Below are 19,151 nucleotides of genomic sequence, written 5' to 3'. Positions count from 1 at the left end.
AGAAAATCTCCGCATTTATTTAAGTTACCGGTACCTTTTTCTCTTTTCGCGCCGATTGCGACATGCTTATTTCAATTATGACACCGGTGGCTATCCGGGTGAGACGGTCGACAAGGCCGCAGCATGGGAAGGGGAGGCGGTTCAATGAACAGTTCCGCGCGCGACTCGGGCGCTGCATCGCATGGCCGGTCCTCAGGCGACGAACGGCCCGCCGAAGAGCCCGTCTTCGATATCGCCCGCGCCTTCCAGGCGGATGTCGGCGACATGCTGACCCGCTCTCTCTGCCGCCAGATCCGTGAAGCCCTGCTTGAAGGAAAGGTCGTCGACCTGCCGGGCGTCGGGCGTTTCGAAATCCGTGACAAGCGCCGCTACGGCCTCGTCAATCCGATGAACGGCGTCCGCGCCGACCTCGGCGGCGAACGCGCCGTCGTCTACCGGCCTGACCGCAAGCTGCTGCGCGACCTGAATTCTTCCCAAGGCGATGTCTGATGAGCGTATCCGTCCGCAGCCGTCGCTTCGGCGTGGTTTCCCTCCTGGCGCTGTCGATGGCGACCGCCCCCGCCGTCGCGATGGCGCGTGCCGACGCCTTTCATGACGTCGGCCTTTCGCCCGAGGCGCGCGCCGCCGATCTGGTCTCGCGCATGACGCTGGAGGAGAAGGCCGGCCAGTTGAAGCACGCCGCGCCAGGTGTTCCGCGTCTTGGCGTGCCCGCCTTCAACTGGTGGAGCGAGGGCTTGCACGGCGTGGCCCGGGCCGGCGAGGCCACGGTCTTTCCGCAGGCCATCGGCATGGCGGCGACCTGGGATGTCCCGCTGATCCAGGACGTCGCCGACACCATCGCCACCGAGTTCCGCGCCAAGTACGTCGAGAAGCGCGGGGCCGACGGAAGTTCCGGCCAGTATCGCGGCCTGACCGTGTGGTCGCCCAACATCAACATCTTCCGTGATCCGCGCTGGGGCCGGGGGCAGGAGACCTGGGGCGAGGACCCGCACCTGACCGCCGAGTTCGGCGTAGCCTTCGTCCATGGCCTGCAAGGCGACGATCCCAAGCACTACAAGACCGCCGCCACCGCCAAGCACTTCGCGGTGCACAGCGGTCCGGAGGCCGATCGCCACCACGACGACATCCATCCGTCGAAGCACGATCTGACCGACACCTACTTGCCGGCCTTCGAGGCGCTGGTGAAGCGCGGCAAGGTCGAGGCCGTGATGTGCGCCTACAACGCCGTCGACGGCGTGCCGGCCTGCGCCAGCGACTTCCTGCTGAAGGAGACCCTGCGCGGCAAGTGGGGCTTCAAGGGCCACGTGGTCTCGGACTGCGCGGCGATCGCCGACGTCTTCCTGCCGACCTCGCACAACTACGCCAAGACTCCGGCCGAGGGCGTGGCCGTCAGCCTGAAGGCCGGCACCGACCTGATCTGCGCCGAGTTCGGCGCCAACAAGAGCTCGGAGATCGGTCCGATCGTCGACGCGGTGAAGAGCGGCCTGATGACCGAGGTCGAGCTCGACCAGGCCGTCCGTCGCCTTTTCGTGGCGCGCATCAAGCTGGGCCTCTTCGACCCGCCGGCCAATGTCGCCTATTCGAAGATCACGCCAGCCGACAACGATACGCCCGCTAACCGCGCCCTGTCGCTGAAGACGGCGCAGGCCTCGATGGTGCTGCTGAAGAACGACGGCCTGCTGCCGCTGAAGGCCGCGCCCAAGCGTATCGCGGTGATCGGCCCGAACGCCGACAGCCTCGACGCCCTGGTCGGCAACTACAACGGCACGCCGTCCAGGCCGGTGACGGTGCTGGCCGGGGTCCGCGCGCGCTACCCGGACGCCCAGGTGAGCTATGTCGAGGGTACGGGCCTGGTCGGCGCGCCGATGAACACCCTGCCGGGTGACGTCCTCTGCGCCGACGCGGTCTGCGCCGCGAAGGGTGTGAAGTTCGAGACCTTCCAGGGCCTGGAGTTGGCCGGCGAGGCCAAGGCCGAGACCGCCGCCAATGTCCAGGTCAGCTGGGGGCGACCCAATCGCGAGAAGCGCCAAGCCTCGACGCGCTGGACGGGCTTCCTGAAGCCGACCGAGACCGGCGTCCACCGCTTCTCGCTGCGTGGCGAGGGCGGCTATCGGGTGATCGTTGACGGCAAGGTCGTGGTCGACGCCTGGAATCGCCCGGCCGACGCGACGCCGGAGGGCGCTGTGGCCCTCACTGCCGGCCAGGCGCACGCCATCACGGTCGAGGCCTGGCAGGACGGCGACCGGGGCGATCAGCGCCTGACCTGGAGCAAGCCCAGCCAGGGCGCCGAGGCCGCGGTCGCCGCCGCCAAGGATGCCGACCTCGTGCTGTTCGTCGGCGGCCTGACCGCCAAGCTGGAGGGCGAGGAGATGTCGGTCCGCGCCCCGGGCTTCGCCGGCGGCGACCGCACCCGCATCGATCTGCCCGCGCCGCAGCAGACCCTGCTGGAAGGCCTGCACGCCACCGGCAAGCCCGTGGTGTTGGTGCTGATGAACGGCTCGGCCATGGCGGTGAACTGGGCGGACGAGAAGCTGCCGGCCATCGTCGAGGCCTGGTATCCGGGCGGCGAGGGCGGCCATGCCGTGGCCGGCCTGATCGCCGGCGACTACAGCCCCTCGGGCCGCCTGCCGCTGACCTTCTACCGCTCGGCCGACCAACTGCCGCCGTTCAAGGACTACGGCATGGCGGGGCGCACCTACCGCTACTTCGGCGGCGAGGCGCTTTATCCGTTCGGCCATGGCTTGAGCTTCACCACCTTCAAGTACGGCCAACTGAAGGTCGCCCGTTCGGTAAAGGCCGGCGAGGCGCTGAAGGTCAGCGTCGATATCGCCAACACCGGCGCCCGCGACGGCGACGAGGTCGTCCAGCTCTACGTCTCGCGTGGCGCGGCTGGTGCGCCGATCCGTTCGCTGAAGGGCTTTCAGCGCGTGGCCTTGAAAGCGGGCGAGACCAAGACCCTGACCTTCGAGCTTGATCCGGCGGCGCTCAGCGTCGTCGACGCCGCCGGCGTGCGCGCGGTCGAGGCAGGGCCGGTCGATCTCTGGATCGGCGGCGGCCAGCCAGTGTCGCGTCCAGGCCTGGCCAAGCCCGCCGGGGTTTCCGTCCGCTTCGCCGTCTTGGGCCGGAAGGTGCTGCCGTGAAGCTGGACCGCCGTTCCTTCCTGGCCGCCGGCGGCGCCGGGCTCGCCGCGACCGGCATGAGCGCGCCTGCGTCGGCCGCCGACCTGATGGCCGTGCCCGACGAGGGCTGGAGCCTCTGGATCGACCAGGCCGCGCCCTGGAAGGACGATACGCTGCACCTGCCCAGCGCCGTCGACCTGAAGGCGCTGCCCATCAATCCGCCGACCGGCGGCTGGAGTGCGCTAGGGTCTCCCGAGGCCATCGCCGTCAGCCTGCCGACCACGGTCGAGGAGCACTTCTGGGGCAAGTTCGCTTCGCGACCCTATGGCCCTGACGAGTATCGCTACGCCGAGGATGACGACGTGCCACGCTACGGCGCCTACAAGGGCGTCTCCTGGTGGTCGCGGACGATTGACATTCCGGCCAGCGCCAAGGGCAAGCGCGTCCTGCTGAACCTGCGCGGCGCGCGGCTGCGGGCCGAGGTGTTCCTGAACGAGCACCTGGTCGGCTACTCGATCATGTCGGAGCTGCCGTTCGCCTGCGACCTCACGGCGGCGATGAAGCCGGGGCAGGCCAACCGCCTTTCCATCCGCATCACCAACCCCGGGGGCCGCTTCGACTGGCGCGACAGCACCACCATGGTCTGGGGCAAGGTGAAGCTGTTCGCCTCGCACGGCTTCGGGGGCCTGGATCGTGGCCTGACGCTGAGCGTCCACCCGCTGGCCGCCCGCATCGACGACGCCTGGGTGCTGAACACGCCGCAGCCACGCACCGTCACGGCCTTCATGGACGTGGTGCTGGAAAAGCCGGTCGCCGATCCGCGGAGCCTGCGCGCCAAGGCGTCCGCCACGTTGGTCGACGACCAGGGCGCGCCAGTCGCCGCCGACATCAAGCTTGAAGGCTTTGAAGCGTTGGAAGGCGGCCGTCGTCTGCGGGCGCGATTCTCGGTGAGTGCGCCCAAGGCCGACCTCTGGGACCTCGATGCGCCGCGTCTGCATCGCCTGCGCCTGTCGTGGGCGGAGGCCAGGCGCGAGATCGATACGCGCGAGGTGCGCTTCGGCTTCCGCTGGTTCGGCGTAGAGGGTGTCGGGACCAACGCCCTGCTGAGGCTGAACGGCCGTCGCATCCGGCTCTATTCGGCGATCTCCTGGGGCTATTGGGGCTTCAACGGCCTGTGGCCGACCAAGGAGCTGGCCCGTCGCGAGGTCAGCGCAGCCCATGCGCTGGGCCTCAACGCGCTGCATTTCCACCGCAACGTCGGCAAGCCCGAGGTCTTCCAGGCCATGGACGAGATGGGCCTGCTGCGGGTGATGGAGCCCGGCGGCGGGCGCCATGCCATCGGCCGCGATCTCAAGCCCGGCGAGAGCCTCAATCCCGCTGACGCCTTCAGCCGCCGGTTCATGGTCGAGAAGTGCCAGGCCATGGTGCGGGCCTTCCGTTCGCACCCGTCGCTGGCCCACTACACGTTGCAGAACGAGATCGGCGCGAACTTGGCCAATCCCGACGTGCAGGTCGTGCTGAAGGCCATGCACGACCTGGATCCCAGCCGGGCGGTCATCCTCAACGACGGCTTCGTCAAGCGCGGCGCGGCCCAGGCGATGTACCTGCCGTACAACGACCACTACTTCCGTTCGGACGTCGAGGAATGGGGCGGCTGGTGGGTCGAGCACCAGGGCGCCGGCGACCAGTGGTACGACAGGTTCTACGCGTCCAAGGACGACTACATCCACATGCAGAAGGGCAAGCCCTTCATCGTCGAGTTCGGCGAGATGCAGGGCTGCGCCGTGGCCGACAACCACGTGGCCATGGTCGCCGAAATCCTGGCCAAGGGCGGCAAGAGCTACGACCTGGAAGACCACAAGGTCATCGTCGAGGCCACCAACGCCTATCTGGATCGCTGGGGCTTCCGCAAAGCGTTCCCGACCACCGAGGCGCTGTTCCTGTCGGTGGGGCGCAAGGCCTACGAGGCCTGGCGCAACTACCTGGAGAACATCCGCCTGGGCGAGACGGTCGACGTCGCCGCCATCTCCGGCTGGGAGAGCACGGCGATCGAGAACCATTCCGGGATCGTCGACGCGCTGCGCGGCTTCAAGGCCGATCCGACCCTGATGAGCCAGAGCCTGCGGCCCGCTCTGGCCGTGGCCAAGCCCCGCAGGCTGGCCTACGCGCCGGGCGAGGCGGCTGAGTTGGATCTCTGGCTGTTCAACGACACCGGCAAGCCGATCGCCGGCGAACTGGCGCTCAGCATCGTCGGGCCGGACGGCGTGGCGCGGGCGGCGGGCCGCTGGCCGGCGCCGCCGCACGAGGCCGACCGCATGTCCTGGCTGGTCGCCGAGAGCGTCCGTGCGCCGGTCTTCGAGCGGGAAGGGCGGCATGTCATCCGTGTCGCCTTGTCGGGCTCCAGCCAGGTCATCTCCGACCGCGAGGTCTGGGTCGCCGCGCCGCAGGGCAATGCGCGCCGTAAGCTGAAGCTGGCTGTCTCGGGCGTTGCGAAAAGCCTGCGCACCCGGCTTGAGAAGCAGCCGGGGATCACGGTCGAGGACTTCAAACCGGGCGTCCGTTACGACGGCATTGTCGCCTCGGGCCTCAAGGCCGACGAGATCGTCCGCCGCGAGGTTGGCGAGCAGACGGGTCTCGAGGCCCAGCCCAAGAAGGGCGAGAAGGTCGAGCTGGTGCTCGGCGAACTATCGCCCGACGTGCTTGCGGCTGTCGTCGCTGGCGCGCCGCTGCTGGCCATGGTGCAGGAAGACGGCCTGGCCGAAGGCGTGGCCAAGCAGCTCGCGGGTCTTGGTCTCTTCTCCTATGCCGGCCAGGTCGGCGGCCTGCGGGCGCCTTGGATGGGCAACTGGAACTATGTCCGGTCCCACCCGACCTTCGCCGGTATCCCGTCCGACATGGCCATGAGCGTGCTGCACCAGGTCGAGGGGCAACCGTCGAACGGCCTGCTGGTGGACGGGCAGGGCGTCGAGGTGATCGCCGCCTACAGCCGCGACCACGACCGCCACAACGGCGCGGCCAGCTTCATCGCGCGCAAGGGCGCGGCGCGGGTGCTGGTCCATCGCCTTCCCGACATGGTCGCCCCGCTCCAGGCGCGCTGGCTGAGCAACGCGCTGGACTGGCTGGCGGCCGATCCGATCACGAGCCCAGGAGGGTGAGCGACGATGTCTAGCGCCTAGAGCCGAGACCTGATGGCGGCCTGCCGCCGTCCGTGAAGACCAAGAGATCAGTGCGGGCTTTCTCGCCGCCGCGTCCCTGGCGCGGCGAACGGGAACGCTTGCGCCAAAGCCGACGCGTCCGAAGCGACGCGATCAACAATTGGGAGGGAAATAGGGATGACCAATCACAAGACGGGCAAGGCGCCGCCGCGCACGCGGCTGATGGCCGGGATTTCGAGCCTGACGGCGGCCGCGCTGCTGACGCCGGCCGTGGCCCTGGCCCAGGCCACCGCGCCGCCGCCGGCGGACAAGCCGATCACCGACAATGCGGTCAGCGAGGTGGTCGTCACCGGCTATCGCGCCGCCCTGCGCAGCGCCATCGACACCAAGAAGAACTCGGACGTGATGCTCGACGCGATCAACGCCGAGGACATCGCCGACTTCCCGGACTCCAACCTGGCGGAATCGCTGCAACGCCTGCCCGGCATCTCGATCGACCGCGACAACGGCGAGGGCCGAACGATCAGCGTGCGCGGCCTGTCGGGCGACTTCAGCCGGGTGCGGATCAACAACATGGAGGCCCTGTCGACCGGCGCCTCCAACGACTCCGGCTCCAGCCCCAACCGCTCGCGCGCCTTCGACTTCAACGCCTTCGCCTCGGAGCTGTTCAGCTCGGTGCGGGTGCGCAAGTCCTCGTCGGCCGAGGCCGACGAAGGTTCGCTGGGCGCCACCGTCGACCTGATCACCGGTCGCCCCTTCGACTACAAGAAGAGCGCCTTCGCCCTGTCGGCCGAGGACAGCTATTACCAGAACGGCAAGAAGCACAGTCCCCGCATCACCGGCCTGGTCTCCAACCGCTGGTTCGACGGCCGGCTGGGTCTTCTGATGTCGGCCGCCTACGCCAAGCGCACCTCCGAGGACGACACCTACGCCCGCGGCGGCGGCTCGTCCGACTACGTCTATCGCGGTTCGACCTGGACCGGCGACGAACTGCCCGGCCGCGCCGGCTTCGCGGCTCCGACGGGTACGGTGTTCACCGCCCTGATCCCCACCACCCTGACGGGCGCGGCCCTGGACGCCTACAAGGCCAATCCGGCCAACTACTACAATCCGATCGCCAATCCGCTGGCCTATGCCGAGATGACGGGTTCGGATCCGGCCGCCTACGCCAAGCTCTATCCGAACTGCGCGGCGACCAGCGGCCAGCCGGTGGCGGGCCTGACCCCGACCTCGCCGGGCTGCAACGACAGCCAGATCCGCTTTCCGGCCCTGCCGTCGATCGCCCAGCGCGACGTCGAGACTGAGCGCCTGGGCCTGACCGGCGCGGTCCAGTTCGAGATCACCCCGCGCACCAAGCTGACGGTCGATGGCCTCTATTCGCGCTTCGAGAGCGTCAGCACCAACTATCAGCTCTCGCCCGTCGGCCTGAACCGCAACAACACCAACGCCAGCTATCAGTACGGCGCCAACGTGCCCACCGCCACGGCCCGCAACGGCAGCGCCATGACCGACGCCCAGCGTCGCGCGCTCTATCCGGGCGGCTGCACCTTCACCGCCGAGACCGACCTGAACCCGGGCCAGGACTGCGGCCAGCAGCTGTACGGACAGACCCCGGTCAGCGGCTACACCTACAGCTTCAACCCCTACAACCTGGATCCGTACGAGTACTACACCAACCCGTCCTCGCCCGGTTACGCGGGGCCGGCTTCCAGCCTGCCGTTCCGTGGCGACCTGATCGGGCGTCCGTCGGTCAAGCTGCTCGACGCCGAGGTGGTGGGCCAGAACGCCGAATATCTGAAGCTGGGCAATGTGGACTGGCGCTCGGGCGCCGACCGCGGCGCCTACACCACCGACTTCCGCCAGGTGTCGGCCGAGTTGACCCACGAGTTCAGCGATCGGCTGAAGGCCACCGCCGCCTACGGCGCGTCGCGGTCGGAGAACAAGAACACCGGCACCCTGGTCGAGTTCAACTACATGGACGCCCAGGAGCCCTTCATCTTCGACGAGCGGGGCGCTTCGGGCATGCCGCGCTTCGACGCCGGGTTCGATGCGGCCGACGCGACCAAGTGGGGCATCGTCAAGGGCTTCTCGGGCATGCGCCACTACAAGCGCAACACCCTGAACACCTACAACGGCGCCAAGATCGACGTCGCCTACGAGCTGGACGACAACTGGACGATCAAGTTCGGGATCACCGGCCGCAAGTACGAGTTCTCGACCGACCAGTACGAGCGCAACAACGACCTCCTGAACCCGACCGAGAAGGAAGCCGGCGTGACCAGCGCCTCGCTCGGCCAGATCATCGAGTTCGGCCAGGGGCTGGACGTGCCGCAGGGCTCGACGACGCGCTTCTACGCGCCGAACCTCGAGGCGTTCAGCAGCGTCTTCGGCTTCGACTGCGACTGCATCAACAAGTACGGCGACTTCCGGATCACCCGGAAGCGCAACCGATCGGCCTCGTTCGAGGTGGCCGAGAAGAACCTCGCCTACTACGCCCAGTTCGGCTTCAACTACGAGGTCTGGGGCGGTCGTCGCCTGTTCGGCAACATCGGCGTCCGCCAGGCCGAGACGGAGGTGGAATCCCTCGGCGAGACCACGGCTGGCCGTCCGATCCGCGGCGAGAACAAGTACAGCGACACTCTGCCGTCCGGTAACCTGACCTGGGAGGCGATGGACAACCTCTACATCCGCTTCGCCGCGGCCAAGGTCATGGCCCGTCCGCTGCTGGGCAACCTTTCGCCGGCGGTCACCGGCGTGAGCATCCCCGGCGATGGCTCGACCACCGGCGGCACGCTGACGGTGGGCAATCCGAAGCTCTCGCCGTTCCGCGGCAAAGCCTTCGACGTGGCCGCCGAGTGGTACTTCGCCAAGGGCGGCCTGATCAGCCTGGGCTACTTCCGCAAGGACATCGATTCCTATCCGCAGACGGTGTTCTACGAGGCCCCGCTGTCGGAGTTTCTCGACGCCGACGCCATCGCCCAGCTGCGCCTGCAGTTCCCCGGCGAGACGGGCGGCGACATCTTCCGTCGCGCCTATATCGACGCCGACAACGTCATGCTGGCCCGCCAGGTCCGCGACGCGCCCGGCGGCGTGCTGCAGGGCTGGGAGTTCAGCTACCAGCAGGACTTCACCTTCCTGCCCTGGTACTTCAAGAACCTCGGCGTCCAGTTCAACATGACCAAGCTGGACACCGAGCTGAAGTACATCCTCGATCCCGGCGCGGTGAACGCCACCACGGGCGCGGTGACCAAGGCGCCGGTCTACGGCACGGGACCCTGGCTGGGCGCTTCGCCCAAGGGGATCAACTTCACGGTCTATTACGAGACCAAGAAGTTCAACGCCCGCGTCTCGATGGCCCAGCGCGACGAGTACTACACCAAGTACCCGATCGCCTCGGGCAACTGCGACCCGGGCCTTCAGGCCAACGGTTCGGCCTGCGACGGTCCGCTGATCAACGAGTTCGAAGGCGCCAAGTCGACGATGAACGTCGACTTCTCGATGCGCTACCAGCCGATGAAGCAGGTCAGCATCACCTTCGAGGCCCTGAACATCACCGACGAGAAGTCCGAACGGTTCGTCTACAACGACCCGGTCATTCTCTCGTACGGCGGCAGCGGCCCCAACTACCGGATCGGCGTGCGCTACAAGTACTAGAGCGCGCCGCGAAACTGGTCGCCGCGCCCCTCCGCGCGGCGGCCAACCCCTTCGGCTTTCCCCAGGGCTCGAAGGCGGCCTCGGCGGAGGATCGTCGCGGTCCTCCGCCGCTTCTTTTTTCAGTTTGGCCAGGAGCTGGCGATGAAGACGGGTGACTTCCTGCTGGAGCGTCGGGCGGTGCTCGCCGGCGCCGGGGCGGCCTTGCTGGCGCCGGCGGCTGCGTGGGCCAAGGCGCCCGACTTCGCCGCGCTGGGCTGGGCCGGCGCCAGGGGCGGGGAGGGCGGCCGGACCCTGCGGGTCACCACCCTGGCCGCCGATGGGCCAGGATCGTTTCGCGCCGCCGTCGAGGCCTCTGGACCACGCAAGGTGGTGTTCGACGTCGCAGGCGTCATCGACCTTGGCCGCAAGAGCATCCGGATCCGTGAGCCGTTCCTGACCGTGGCCGGCGAGACCGCGCCATCGCCGGGGATCACCTTCATTCGCGGCGGCATCCAGATCGAGAGCCACGACGTCGTGCTGCGTCACCTGCGGGTGCGGGCCGGTCGCGACGGCGCCCCCGATCGCAGCGGCTGGGAGGTGGACGGGATCACCTGCTGGAAGGCCCGTGACGTCATCGTCGACCACTGCTCGATCGCCTGGGCCACCGACGAGAACCTGTCGGCCTCGGGGCCGCGCTTCGACGGCGGCGACACGGTCGAGGCCTGGCGCAAGGGGACCTCGCACCGGATCACCTTCAGCAACAACATCGTCTCTGAAGGCCTGTCGCACGCCAGCCACGTGAAGGGCGAGCACTCCAAGGGCACGCTGATTCACGACAACGCGACGGAGGTGCTGATCGCCGGCAACCTCTATGCCCACAACCTGGAGCGCAACCAGCTGTTCAAGGGCGCGGTCCATGCGGTTTCCGTCAACAACCTGGTCTACGACCCCGGTACGCGGGCCATGCACTACGCGCTGAACGCCCCCGAATGGGAGGGGCGGGCCTGGCAGGTCGGCCGACTGGCCCTGGTCGGCAATGTCGTGCGCGGCGGGGCTTCGACCCGACCCGACCTGCCTTTCCTGATCGTGGAGGGGCAGGGGGACCTCGACCTCTACGTCCATGACAATCGCGCGACCTATGCCGGGGGCGCGGCGATGCCCGAGCTGCGGGTGCTGCCCACCACGCCCTTGCCGCAGGTTCGGCGCCTGGCGGACGCGCCGCTTTGGCCCAAGGCGCTGAAGGCCCTGCCGGCCTCGGCCGTCGAGGCCAGCGTCCTGGTCGGGGCCGGCGCCCGCCCCTGGGATCGTGACGCCGTCGACGTCCGAATCCTTCGCCAGGTGAAGGACGGGACCGGCCGGGTGATCGACGACGAAGCCGAGGTCGGCGGCTATGCGGCGGCCGGGTGGAACAAGGCCTGACGTCTCGAATCGACGTTTTTCGGCCACGTTTAGAAAAACATTGGCCACTTGTAGGAGTTTTTAGGGTCGCCGCAGGTGGCCATACCGCTCGCCCCGGCCGACGCGCCTGGGCGAGCGTTGTTCGTTGTTTCGTCGAAGGTTTTGAGCTTTCAGGCCTAATCCGCTCGCCAATATGTCAACGTTGTCATCGGCTGATACGTCGCGGCAGGCTTATCGCATTGATCATAACAATAACTTGTCTGAGTATCTCGGTTATGCAACAGAGTGGTCAGGCCAAATATGGCGAGGCCTGACGGCGAAGACCGTCAGCGAGGGCGGGAGAAAACAATGATCAAGACAGCACCGGCCGGCGCATAGCGACGGCCCGGCCAGATCCCGAGGGGATGGCCGGGCGACGTCTCCAATTGCAGCCATGAGCCTGGCGGGCGGCCAAAGATGCTCCCCGCGAGAAATAAGAAGACTTTGGGAGAGGAAGTAATGAAGCGCTTCAGCGCGCGCGGCCGCACGGCCGCGGCTGTGTCGATCATCGCCTTGAGCGCGGCCGTCTGGCCGGTCCAGCAAGCCGCCGCACAATCCGAAACCGTCAAGACCTCCGGATCGGTCGAGTCCCCGACCGAGGTCGAGGCCATCATCGTCGGGGCCCGCGCCTCGCAGCAGTCGTCGATCGCGCGCAAAAAGCGCAGCGCGACGGCCCAGGACTCCATTGTCGCCGACGACGTCGGCTCGTTCCCCGACAGCAACGTCAATGAAGCCATGTCGCGCATCGCCGGCGTCGCCATCGAGCGCAACGGCTTCGGCGAAGGCGACGGCGTGTCGATCCGCGGCAACGGCGCCGACCTGACCCGCGTCGAGCTGGACGGCATGGGCGTCGCGGCCTCGGGCTTCAGCCTGGCCGTGGGCGACGGCGGCGGTCGCGCGGCCGACCTTCGCGAATTCCCGGCCGAGATGATCAAGAGCCTGGACGTCATCAAGGGCCAGACGGCCGACATGACGCCGGGCGGCCTGGGCGCCACCGTGCAGATCCAGACCCGCACGGGCCTGGACTTCAAGAAGCCCTACCTGTCGATCCGCGGCGCGGCGGCCGGCAACTCGCTGTCGCGCAAGGCTTCGCCGGAACTGGGCGTGGTGGCCTCGCGCAAGTTCCTCGACGATCGCCTCGGGGTGATCGGCAACATCAGCTACAGCAAGCGCCTGAACGACAGCCACGCGCTGAACAACGGCGGCTCGAACAACGCTCAGGGCTACACCCGCTTCGCCGACTTCGACAATTCGCCGGACAAGACCTTCACCTACAATCCGGCGACGGCCAACGGCGTCGGCGCCACCGACCCGATCGCTTCCTGGGCCCTGGTCGGCGGGGGGCTGTTCAATGCGCCCACGCCGCTGGACGTCTACACCAAGTCGGCGGCGGCCAAGACCAAGGCCGAGTGTCTGACCGCGTTCCCGACGCTGACCGACGCGCAGCTGGGCACGATCGTGGCCGGCAGCAACGGCGCCAACCGCCAGGCCGCCCAGGCCGCGCAGATCAACGCCCAGATCAGCTGTCTCAACCAGTGGAACGACTACGCGCCCAACCTGGTGCGCGACCAGAACCTGACCCAGTACGAAGACCGCCTGTCCTGGGACCTGCGCTTCGACTATCGCGTCACCGACGACCTGACGATCTTCGCCAAGTACCAGGTCGCCAACCGCGAGCAGAACGAGAACAACCGCCAGCGCACCCGCGGCGGCATCACCTCGCTGTACGGCATCTCGCAGAACCAGACCGCGGTCTCGATGCTGACCAACACCTTCTATCCGGCCGGCACGCCCAACGTGCTGTCCGCGATCCCCGGCGGCGGCTTCTACATCTACAACCCCGGCATGCCGACGGCGCCCTACACGATCGACACGACGCCGGGCTCGAGCGTGACCAACAACTCGTTCCCCCTGATGGGCGTGGCGGCCAACATCGTGCCGGGCTCCATCCAGATGGACGGCAACCACCACCTGACCCAGTTCGACATCACCAACGCCGCGCTGGGCATCGACCAGATCCAGAACGACCAGATCTGGAAGACGAACTACATCTCCGGCGGCGCCAACTACAATCGCGGTCCGCTGACCATGGACCTGATCTTCGGCCGCAACGAGAGCGAATATTCGCGCACCGACCTGCGCTTCTCGCGCAGCTACACCTACGGCAACGCCACCATGCGCGCGCTGGAGAACGGCATCTGGACGATCGACATGCCGTCGAACTTCGATGACACCGACATGCGCAACTACGCCCAGCTGAACGCGCCGACCGCGGTGGGCCAGCCGGCCTATTCGAACGCCTACCGCCTGGTCTTCAACCCGCGGAAGGTGGAGAGCGGCGAAGACCAGCTGAAGTTCGACGTCACCTACCTGCCCGACATGCCGCTGTTCACGCGCTTCAAGGCGGGCATCCTCTATCGCAAGGCCTCGGCCAACTCGTGGGGCGGTGGCGGCTACTCGCCCGACCCGAACGTGTTCGTTCCGACCCTGACCCTGCGCGGCGACGTGCGGGCCTGCGCGAACGTGGCCTCGACGCTGCCGGCCAACGCCTGCGCCTACGGCTACGCCCCCAACCCGACCACCGGCGTAAACTTCCTGTACGGCCTGGAGACCCTCACCCAGGCCCAGCTGATCGATATCTTCCAGAACTCGATCGAGCATAACTCGGGCAAGTTCATGCCGGGCTACAAGGGCGTCTCGGGCCTGGAGCTTTGGGACAGCATCGACGTCAAGAAGGCCTTCTCGCAGCTGGCCGGCGCGGTGAACTACAACTTCGACTGCCTCAAGGAGTGCACGGCCAGCGACGGCAAGGTCTACAAGCAGCCGTTCAACGAGACCGAGGAGAAGATGGCCTCCTGGTACTGGATGGCCGACCTGGCTCACGACCTGCCTTTCGGCATGGAGTTCCGCGGCAACCTGGGCTCGCGGATGTTCAAGACCGAGGTCGAGGGCTCGGGCTACGTGACCCTGGCCACCACCTTCAAGACCCCGGCCTTCGACCCCAACAATCCCAACCTCGCCGCGGGCATCGTCACCACCAACCGCGTCCGCCCGGTGTCGATCAACAAGAGCTACACCGGCTGGCTGCCGTCCTATAACGCCGCCGTCTGGGCGATCCCCGACAAGGTGGTGCTGCGCTATTCGTGGGCCAAGACCATCGCCCCGCCGGCGATGAAGTTCCTGTGGCCGGGCGGCACCTGCACCTATGACGAGCGTCGCGACGGCGTGACCGACGTCGACGGTTCGGAGCAGGACATGACCTGCGGCACCTTCGGCAACGCCGAGCTGAAGCCGTACCAGGCGACCAAGAACAACACGAGCCTGGAGTGGTATCCCAACAAGGACACCTCGTTCAGCCTGGCCTACTATCGTCAGAAGGTGCGGGTCGGCGGGCCGCTGGCCGTGCCGGTCAAGAACGTCAACGTCTTCGAAGGCACCGACATCGAGATCCCGGGCACCGGCGGCAAGAAGTTCTCGGACTACGAGTTCGGCATGACCACCTACGAGAACGGTCCCGGCTACGTGCAGTCGGGCTGGGAGTTCGTGGCGCGCACCGCCTTCACCTACCTGCCGTGGAAGCTCAGCAAGACCGGCATGGACTTCAACATCTCGACCACCAAGTCGGGCACGGCGGTCACCTACATGGACCCGCTGACCGCCGAGGCGCTCGACCCGCAAGGGCAGTCGAAGTACTTCGCCAACCTGGTGTTCTGGTATGATGACGGCGTCACCAAGGCCCGCATCGCCTACCAGACCCGCGACCGGGTGCTGACCTGCATCTCGCCGTGCGGCAACACCAGCGCCTCGCCGGTGGCCAACGCGCCCAACACCAACATCGGCAACTACGTGCGCTTCCCGTACAATCCGAGCGAGCCCTACTACTCGGAGCAGTACGAGTACCTCGACGCCAAGATCTCGCGGCGGATCAACAAGAACCTCGAGGTCTACCTGGAAGGCCGCAACCTGCTGCAGGCCGCCCGCCTGTCGGTGGGCTCGGACGACCGCGGCTTCGAAGGCCGCGCCAATCCCTGGTCGGTCCAGTACGGCGGCTCGCGCTTCGCCCTCGGCTTTACCTACCGGAACTAGACTCTCCTTTCCGGTTGGCGACTGGCCCTTCCCTGGAAACAGGGGAGGGCCTTTTGCCGTGGAGGGCTGGATCCGCGAACCTCCCCGCACCGATCGCGTCAGCGATCGGTGCGGGGGAGTTGGCGATGAGTTTCCGACGTCTCGAAAGCTGAAAACGTCCCCCCTCCGGCCCTCCGGGCCACCTCCCCCAGAGGGGGGGGCTCATGGGCGCCTTCCTGGGCCTTGTGCCCAGGATCCAGAGGGCAGCCTGCTCAGACATTTCGCGCACGGTCGAGGTTTGAGCGGCGGCCGGCGCCACGAGGGCGAGGGAGGCGGATGTGTGGTGGGCGGGGAGAAGCGTAAGCCACCTGGGTCCCGCTTTCGAGGGGGTTTTACGGGAGAGAGCCGGCCGGCGGCGTAGGCCTTGCCATCCCACGCTTCGCGCGGCCCCCTATCCCTTTGGAAGAGGGGCGATATCTTTCAGGGGGACGGTGGCTTATTGGTCTGACCAGGTTGCGAAAAGTGTCCCCGCTGCGGTGCGGCGGGAAGGCGAGGGCGATCCGTGCCGTAAACGGAAGTCGTTACACTTCATGGATTTTTCGTTTCGGCAATGACAGCGCTATTAGCGTGAAAGTTGCGAAAATTGGTCAGGCCGATGTTGCGTGGGCAGGCGTCTTCCAGTAGAAGCAAAGGGTGTTCGGCGTCTGCGAGCCGACCACAACCTTCATAGTTCCCCTCCGGCCGACCACGACGATGGGTCGGCCTTTTTTTGTGCGGTTGGGACCCGTCAGCGGCACAGCGTCTTTGGGTCGACGCGATCGGCGGGCGAGCTGGTCGTCGGCGCGATCCCTCGGGCCTTGGCCGTGCGCTCCATGATCCCGCCGCCGCCGGGAATGGTTTCGGCCTGTGCGTAGGCCGGGTCCTTCTGGGCGGCTTCCAGCGTGACGTAGTGAGCGCCGGCGGTGTCGAGGCGGTCGAGCACCTGGGGCAGCATGTGCGCCGACCAGCCGCCGATATGGGTCAGCAGCACCTGCGGGATCATCCGGCCGTAGACCGCCTGGGAAACAGCCCGCATGTTCGCGAGCTCTTCGTCGACGCCGCGCAGGTACTGGTCTTCCATCGTCCTGATCGCCGCCTGATCGTTCTTCGCCATGCAGCGGGCGTAGGCGTCGCTGTAGCTCCAGTCGCTGAACGAGATGGTGACGTGGGCGACCTTGTAGCCGTGGGCGGCCAGGTAAGCCGCCGCGCCCTGGTGGCGCTCCGGGCGAGAGCCGGCCGTCAGGTTGGGAAACCTCAGATACCGCCAGTTCTGGCCCTTCATGCGCTGGCCCACCGCCGGCTCGCCGGCCTCGAGGTCGGCGATCCAGGCCTCCAGGGTGTCGGCCCTCTCGAGGTTGAGGTGGCTGGCGGTGTGGTTGCCCAGCGGATGGCCCGCCGCGCGCCAGGCGTCGAGCACGGCGTTGGTCTCGGCGTCGGTCGCCTTGGCCGAATTGACGAAGCCGAAGGCTTCGTTCACGCCGTGGGCCTTGAAGGTCTCGATGTGCGAGCGGGCGATCGACAGGCGGGTCATGCCCGGCGGCAGGTCGCCGTGCACGGGCAGGTCGCCGTGCACGGGCAGGTCGTCGACCGTCACGGCGACGTCGAAGCCCTGGGCCAGGGTCGCGCCGGGCGCCAGCAGCGCCAGGACGAGGAAGGCGGCCCTCACGAAGCCTTGCCGGCGTAGTAGCGGCGCAGGGTCTCGAAGGCTAGCTTGCGGTGGCCCTCGTTGCTGACCAGGCCCTTGCGGTTCCAATAGTCCTGGTAGCGGGCGTGCCAGCGGCGGGGGGAGCGGAAGTCCTTGAGCACCCACGGGCTGACGCCGACGAAGCCGTCGCGGTCGAGCAGGGCCAGCGTCTCCTCGAACACCCAGGCCTGGTATTCCTCGGTCCAGCGGTTCTGCTTGGGGCCGCGCTCGCCATAGAGGGCGTCGGCGCCGAACTCGCTCATCATCATCGGCTTGTCGTGCGGGTTGGAGAACCGCACGGTCTTGGCCTGGTCGGGCGTGCGCGGGCCGTACCAGCCCTCGTACTGGTTGATGGCCACGACATCGAGGTCGGGCGCCAGCGGGTCGTCGACCACGAACTGGTTCTGGCCGGCCTTGGCGCCGCCGACGTCGATGTTCTTGTTCAGGGCGGCCGTCAGCAGGCGGGTGGGATCGAGGCGACGGATGTCGGCGACCACGTGGCGAAGGAAGGTGGTGCGGGCCTGGTGGGTGGGCGTCTCGTTGGCCACCGACCAGAAGGCGACGCTGGCGCGGTTGCGGTCGCGCACCACCATTTCGGCGGCCATGGCGCGGGCCAGGGCCAGGGTCCTGGGGCTCTCGTAGGCGACGTCGTCCCAGTAGACGGGGATTTCCGACCAGACCAGCAGGCCCAGTTCGTCGCACAGGCGCACGGTGCTTTCCGTATGCGGATAATGCGCCAGGCGGACCATGTCGCAGCCCAGGGCCTTGGCCTCTTCCAGCAGGGCGCGGGCCTCGGGCGGGGTCATGACCCGGCCGCCCTGGGCGCCCAGGGGCTCTTCGTGCAGCGCGATGCCGCGGATGAAGCGCGGCTTGCCGTTGACCAGGATCTGCCGGCCGCGCGTCTCCAACGTGCGGAAGCCGACGCGGTCGCGGCGGACGTCCTCGCCGGCCTTGAAGGTCACGTCGTAGAGCGTCGGCGTTTCCGGCGACCACAGCTTCAGCCCGCGCGGCGGCTTGGCGGAAAGGCGGGCGCGGCCGTCGGGGCCGGTCTTGCCGCTCAGGGTAAGGTTCAGGCCGGCGATGGCGACCGACACCTCCAGGCCGGCGGCGGCCGGGCCGTCGGCGCGCAGGTCGGCGACGAGCTGGCCGCCCTCCAGGCGCAGGAAGGCGTCGCGCAGGAAGGTCGCCGGCGTCTCGACCAGCCAGACCGAGCGGGTGATGCCGCCGTAGTTCTTCCAGTCGAAGTCGAGCGAGGGCAGGGTCTCGGGGCCGACCCGGTCGTCGACCCGCAGCACCACGACGTTCTGCCCGGGCTTCAGCTTGCCGGTGACCTCGAAAACGAAGGGCGTGAACCCGCCTTCGTGGCGGCCGATCTCCTGGCCGTTCAGCCAGACGACGGCGTGGTAGTTCACGGCCTCGAAGCTGAGGAAGCGGCGGCCGCCGGTCTCGGCCGGCGCCTGGAAGCGGCGGTGGAAGTAGATCGGACCGTCGTACCACTCCAGCGACGGATCGCGGGTGTTCCAGTCGCCGGGGATCTCCATGCGCGGCGAGATGCTCCAGTCGTACTCGACGACCGGGCCGCCGACCTTCTGCGGCTCGTCCAGCCAGAAGGCGCGGCGGGCGTTGGGCTTGCGGAAGGCGGAGTCGTTCTGGTCGAGGATATAGGCCCACAGGCCGTCCAGCGTGGTGCGCGGTCGGTCGTGCTGGGCGAACAGCAGCAGCGGCTCTTCGTCGCCGGCGGCGGGCGGGCCGGCGACCGGGGGCGGGGAGGCGGCCTTTTCTTGCGCCTGAGCCTGCATCGCGAGGGCGGCGCTGGCGGTCAGGGCGGCTCCGGCCAGGAGCTGGCGACGGCTGGGCGTCATGGGCGGCTTTCTCCCTAAATCGTACTTGCAACCTTCCTAGAGGGTTTGGCCAAGTTTGGCCAGGGCGCATGGTCAGGCCGCTATTGCAATCGGCCTGACCAATCTCTATTTGCACTCCCATCGGGTCGAAGAACCCTTCAAAATGTGGGAGTCAGGT

Annotated in this window: 8 protein-coding genes; 6 read left to right on the top strand and 2 right to left on the bottom strand. The window is 67.7% G+C overall.

All coding sequences use genetic code 11. The annotated features are described in order from the left end of the window. Positions 1-144: 144 nt before the first annotated feature. From V6S85_RS07815 to V6S85_RS07790, 6 genes are all read left to right on the top strand, one after another. Complete coding sequence (locus V6S85_RS07815; RefSeq protein ID WP_334348584.1) at positions 145-489, top strand: HU family DNA-binding protein; 345 nt, start codon at positions 145-147, stop codon at positions 487-489. Continuing rightward, entirely contained in the window at positions 489-3,140 is a 2,652-nt protein-coding gene (locus V6S85_RS07810; protein WP_334348583.1) for a glycoside hydrolase family 3 C-terminal domain-containing protein, read from the top strand. The genes V6S85_RS07815 and V6S85_RS07810 overlap by 1 nt, the downstream gene beginning before the upstream one ends. Then, positions 3,137-6,274: a sugar-binding domain-containing protein gene (locus V6S85_RS07805; protein ID WP_334348582.1), complete on the top strand. Its 3,138-nt coding sequence runs from the start codon at positions 3,137-3,139 to the stop codon at positions 6,272-6,274. Before V6S85_RS07810 ends, V6S85_RS07805 begins: the two co-directional genes overlap by 4 nt. 177 nt (positions 6,275-6,451) lie before the next feature. After that, positions 6,452-9,928 carry a TonB-dependent receptor domain-containing protein gene (locus V6S85_RS07800; RefSeq protein WP_334348581.1) on the top strand — a complete coding sequence of 1,159 codons (3,477 nt, stop codon included), beginning with the start codon at positions 6,452-6,454 and terminating at the stop codon, positions 9,926-9,928. A gap of 141 nt (positions 9,929-10,069) precedes the next feature. After that, on the top strand, positions 10,070-11,326 hold the full coding sequence (locus V6S85_RS07795) for a pectate lyase family protein (protein ID WP_334348580.1): 1,257 nt from the start codon (positions 10,070-10,072) through the stop codon (positions 11,324-11,326). 477 nt (positions 11,327-11,803) lie between these two features. After that, entirely contained in the window at positions 11,804-15,430 is a 3,627-nt protein-coding gene (locus tag V6S85_RS07790; protein WP_165828739.1) for a TonB-dependent receptor, read from the top strand. Between the two features lie 766 nt (positions 15,431-16,196). Here the strand turns inward: V6S85_RS07790 and V6S85_RS07785 are convergent. Both V6S85_RS07785 and V6S85_RS07780 read right to left on the bottom strand, forming a co-directional pair. Next, the gene (locus V6S85_RS07785) at positions 16,197-17,114 is read right to left on the bottom strand and encodes a polysaccharide deacetylase family protein (protein WP_334348579.1); all 918 of its coding nucleotides are present in this window, start codon (positions 17,112-17,114) and stop codon (positions 16,197-16,199) included. Then, complete coding sequence (locus tag V6S85_RS07780; protein ID WP_334348578.1) at positions 17,111-18,994, bottom strand: glycoside hydrolase family 2 protein; 1,884 nt, start codon at positions 18,992-18,994, stop codon at positions 17,111-17,113. The genes V6S85_RS07785 and V6S85_RS07780 overlap by 4 nt, the downstream gene beginning before the upstream one ends. Positions 18,995-19,151 lie beyond the last annotated feature (157 nt).

This window comes from Caulobacter sp. CCNWLW153 (genome assembly GCF_036889365.1).
GTDB lineage: Bacteria > Pseudomonadota > Alphaproteobacteria > Caulobacterales > Caulobacteraceae > Caulobacter > Caulobacter radicis.
The sequence above is the reverse complement of the archived record's forward strand: the minus strand, read 5'-3'. Positions and strand labels throughout refer to the sequence as shown.

What these genes read in the sequence shown, in the direction of transcription:
- V6S85_RS07810 (WP_334348583.1), top strand. Translation starts at nt 489, where the DNA reads ATGAGCGTATCCGTCCGCAGCCGTCGCTTCGGCGTGGTTTCCCTCCTG.
- V6S85_RS07800 (WP_334348581.1), top strand. Translation starts at nt 6,452, where the DNA reads ATGACCAATCACAAGACGGGCAAGGCGCCGCCGCGCACGCGGCTGATG.
- V6S85_RS07795 (WP_334348580.1), top strand. Translation starts at nt 10,070, where the DNA reads ATGAAGACGGGTGACTTCCTGCTGGAGCGTCGGGCGGTGCTCGCCGGC.
- V6S85_RS07790 (WP_165828739.1), top strand. Translation starts at nt 11,804, where the DNA reads ATGAAGCGCTTCAGCGCGCGCGGCCGCACGGCCGCGGCTGTGTCGATC.
- V6S85_RS07780 (WP_334348578.1), bottom strand. Translation starts at nt 18,994, where the DNA reads ATGACGCCCAGCCGTCGCCAGCTCCTGGCCGGAGCCGCCCTGACCGCC.
- V6S85_RS07815 (WP_334348584.1), top strand. Translation starts at nt 145, where the DNA reads ATGAACAGTTCCGCGCGCGACTCGGGCGCTGCATCGCATGGCCGGTCC.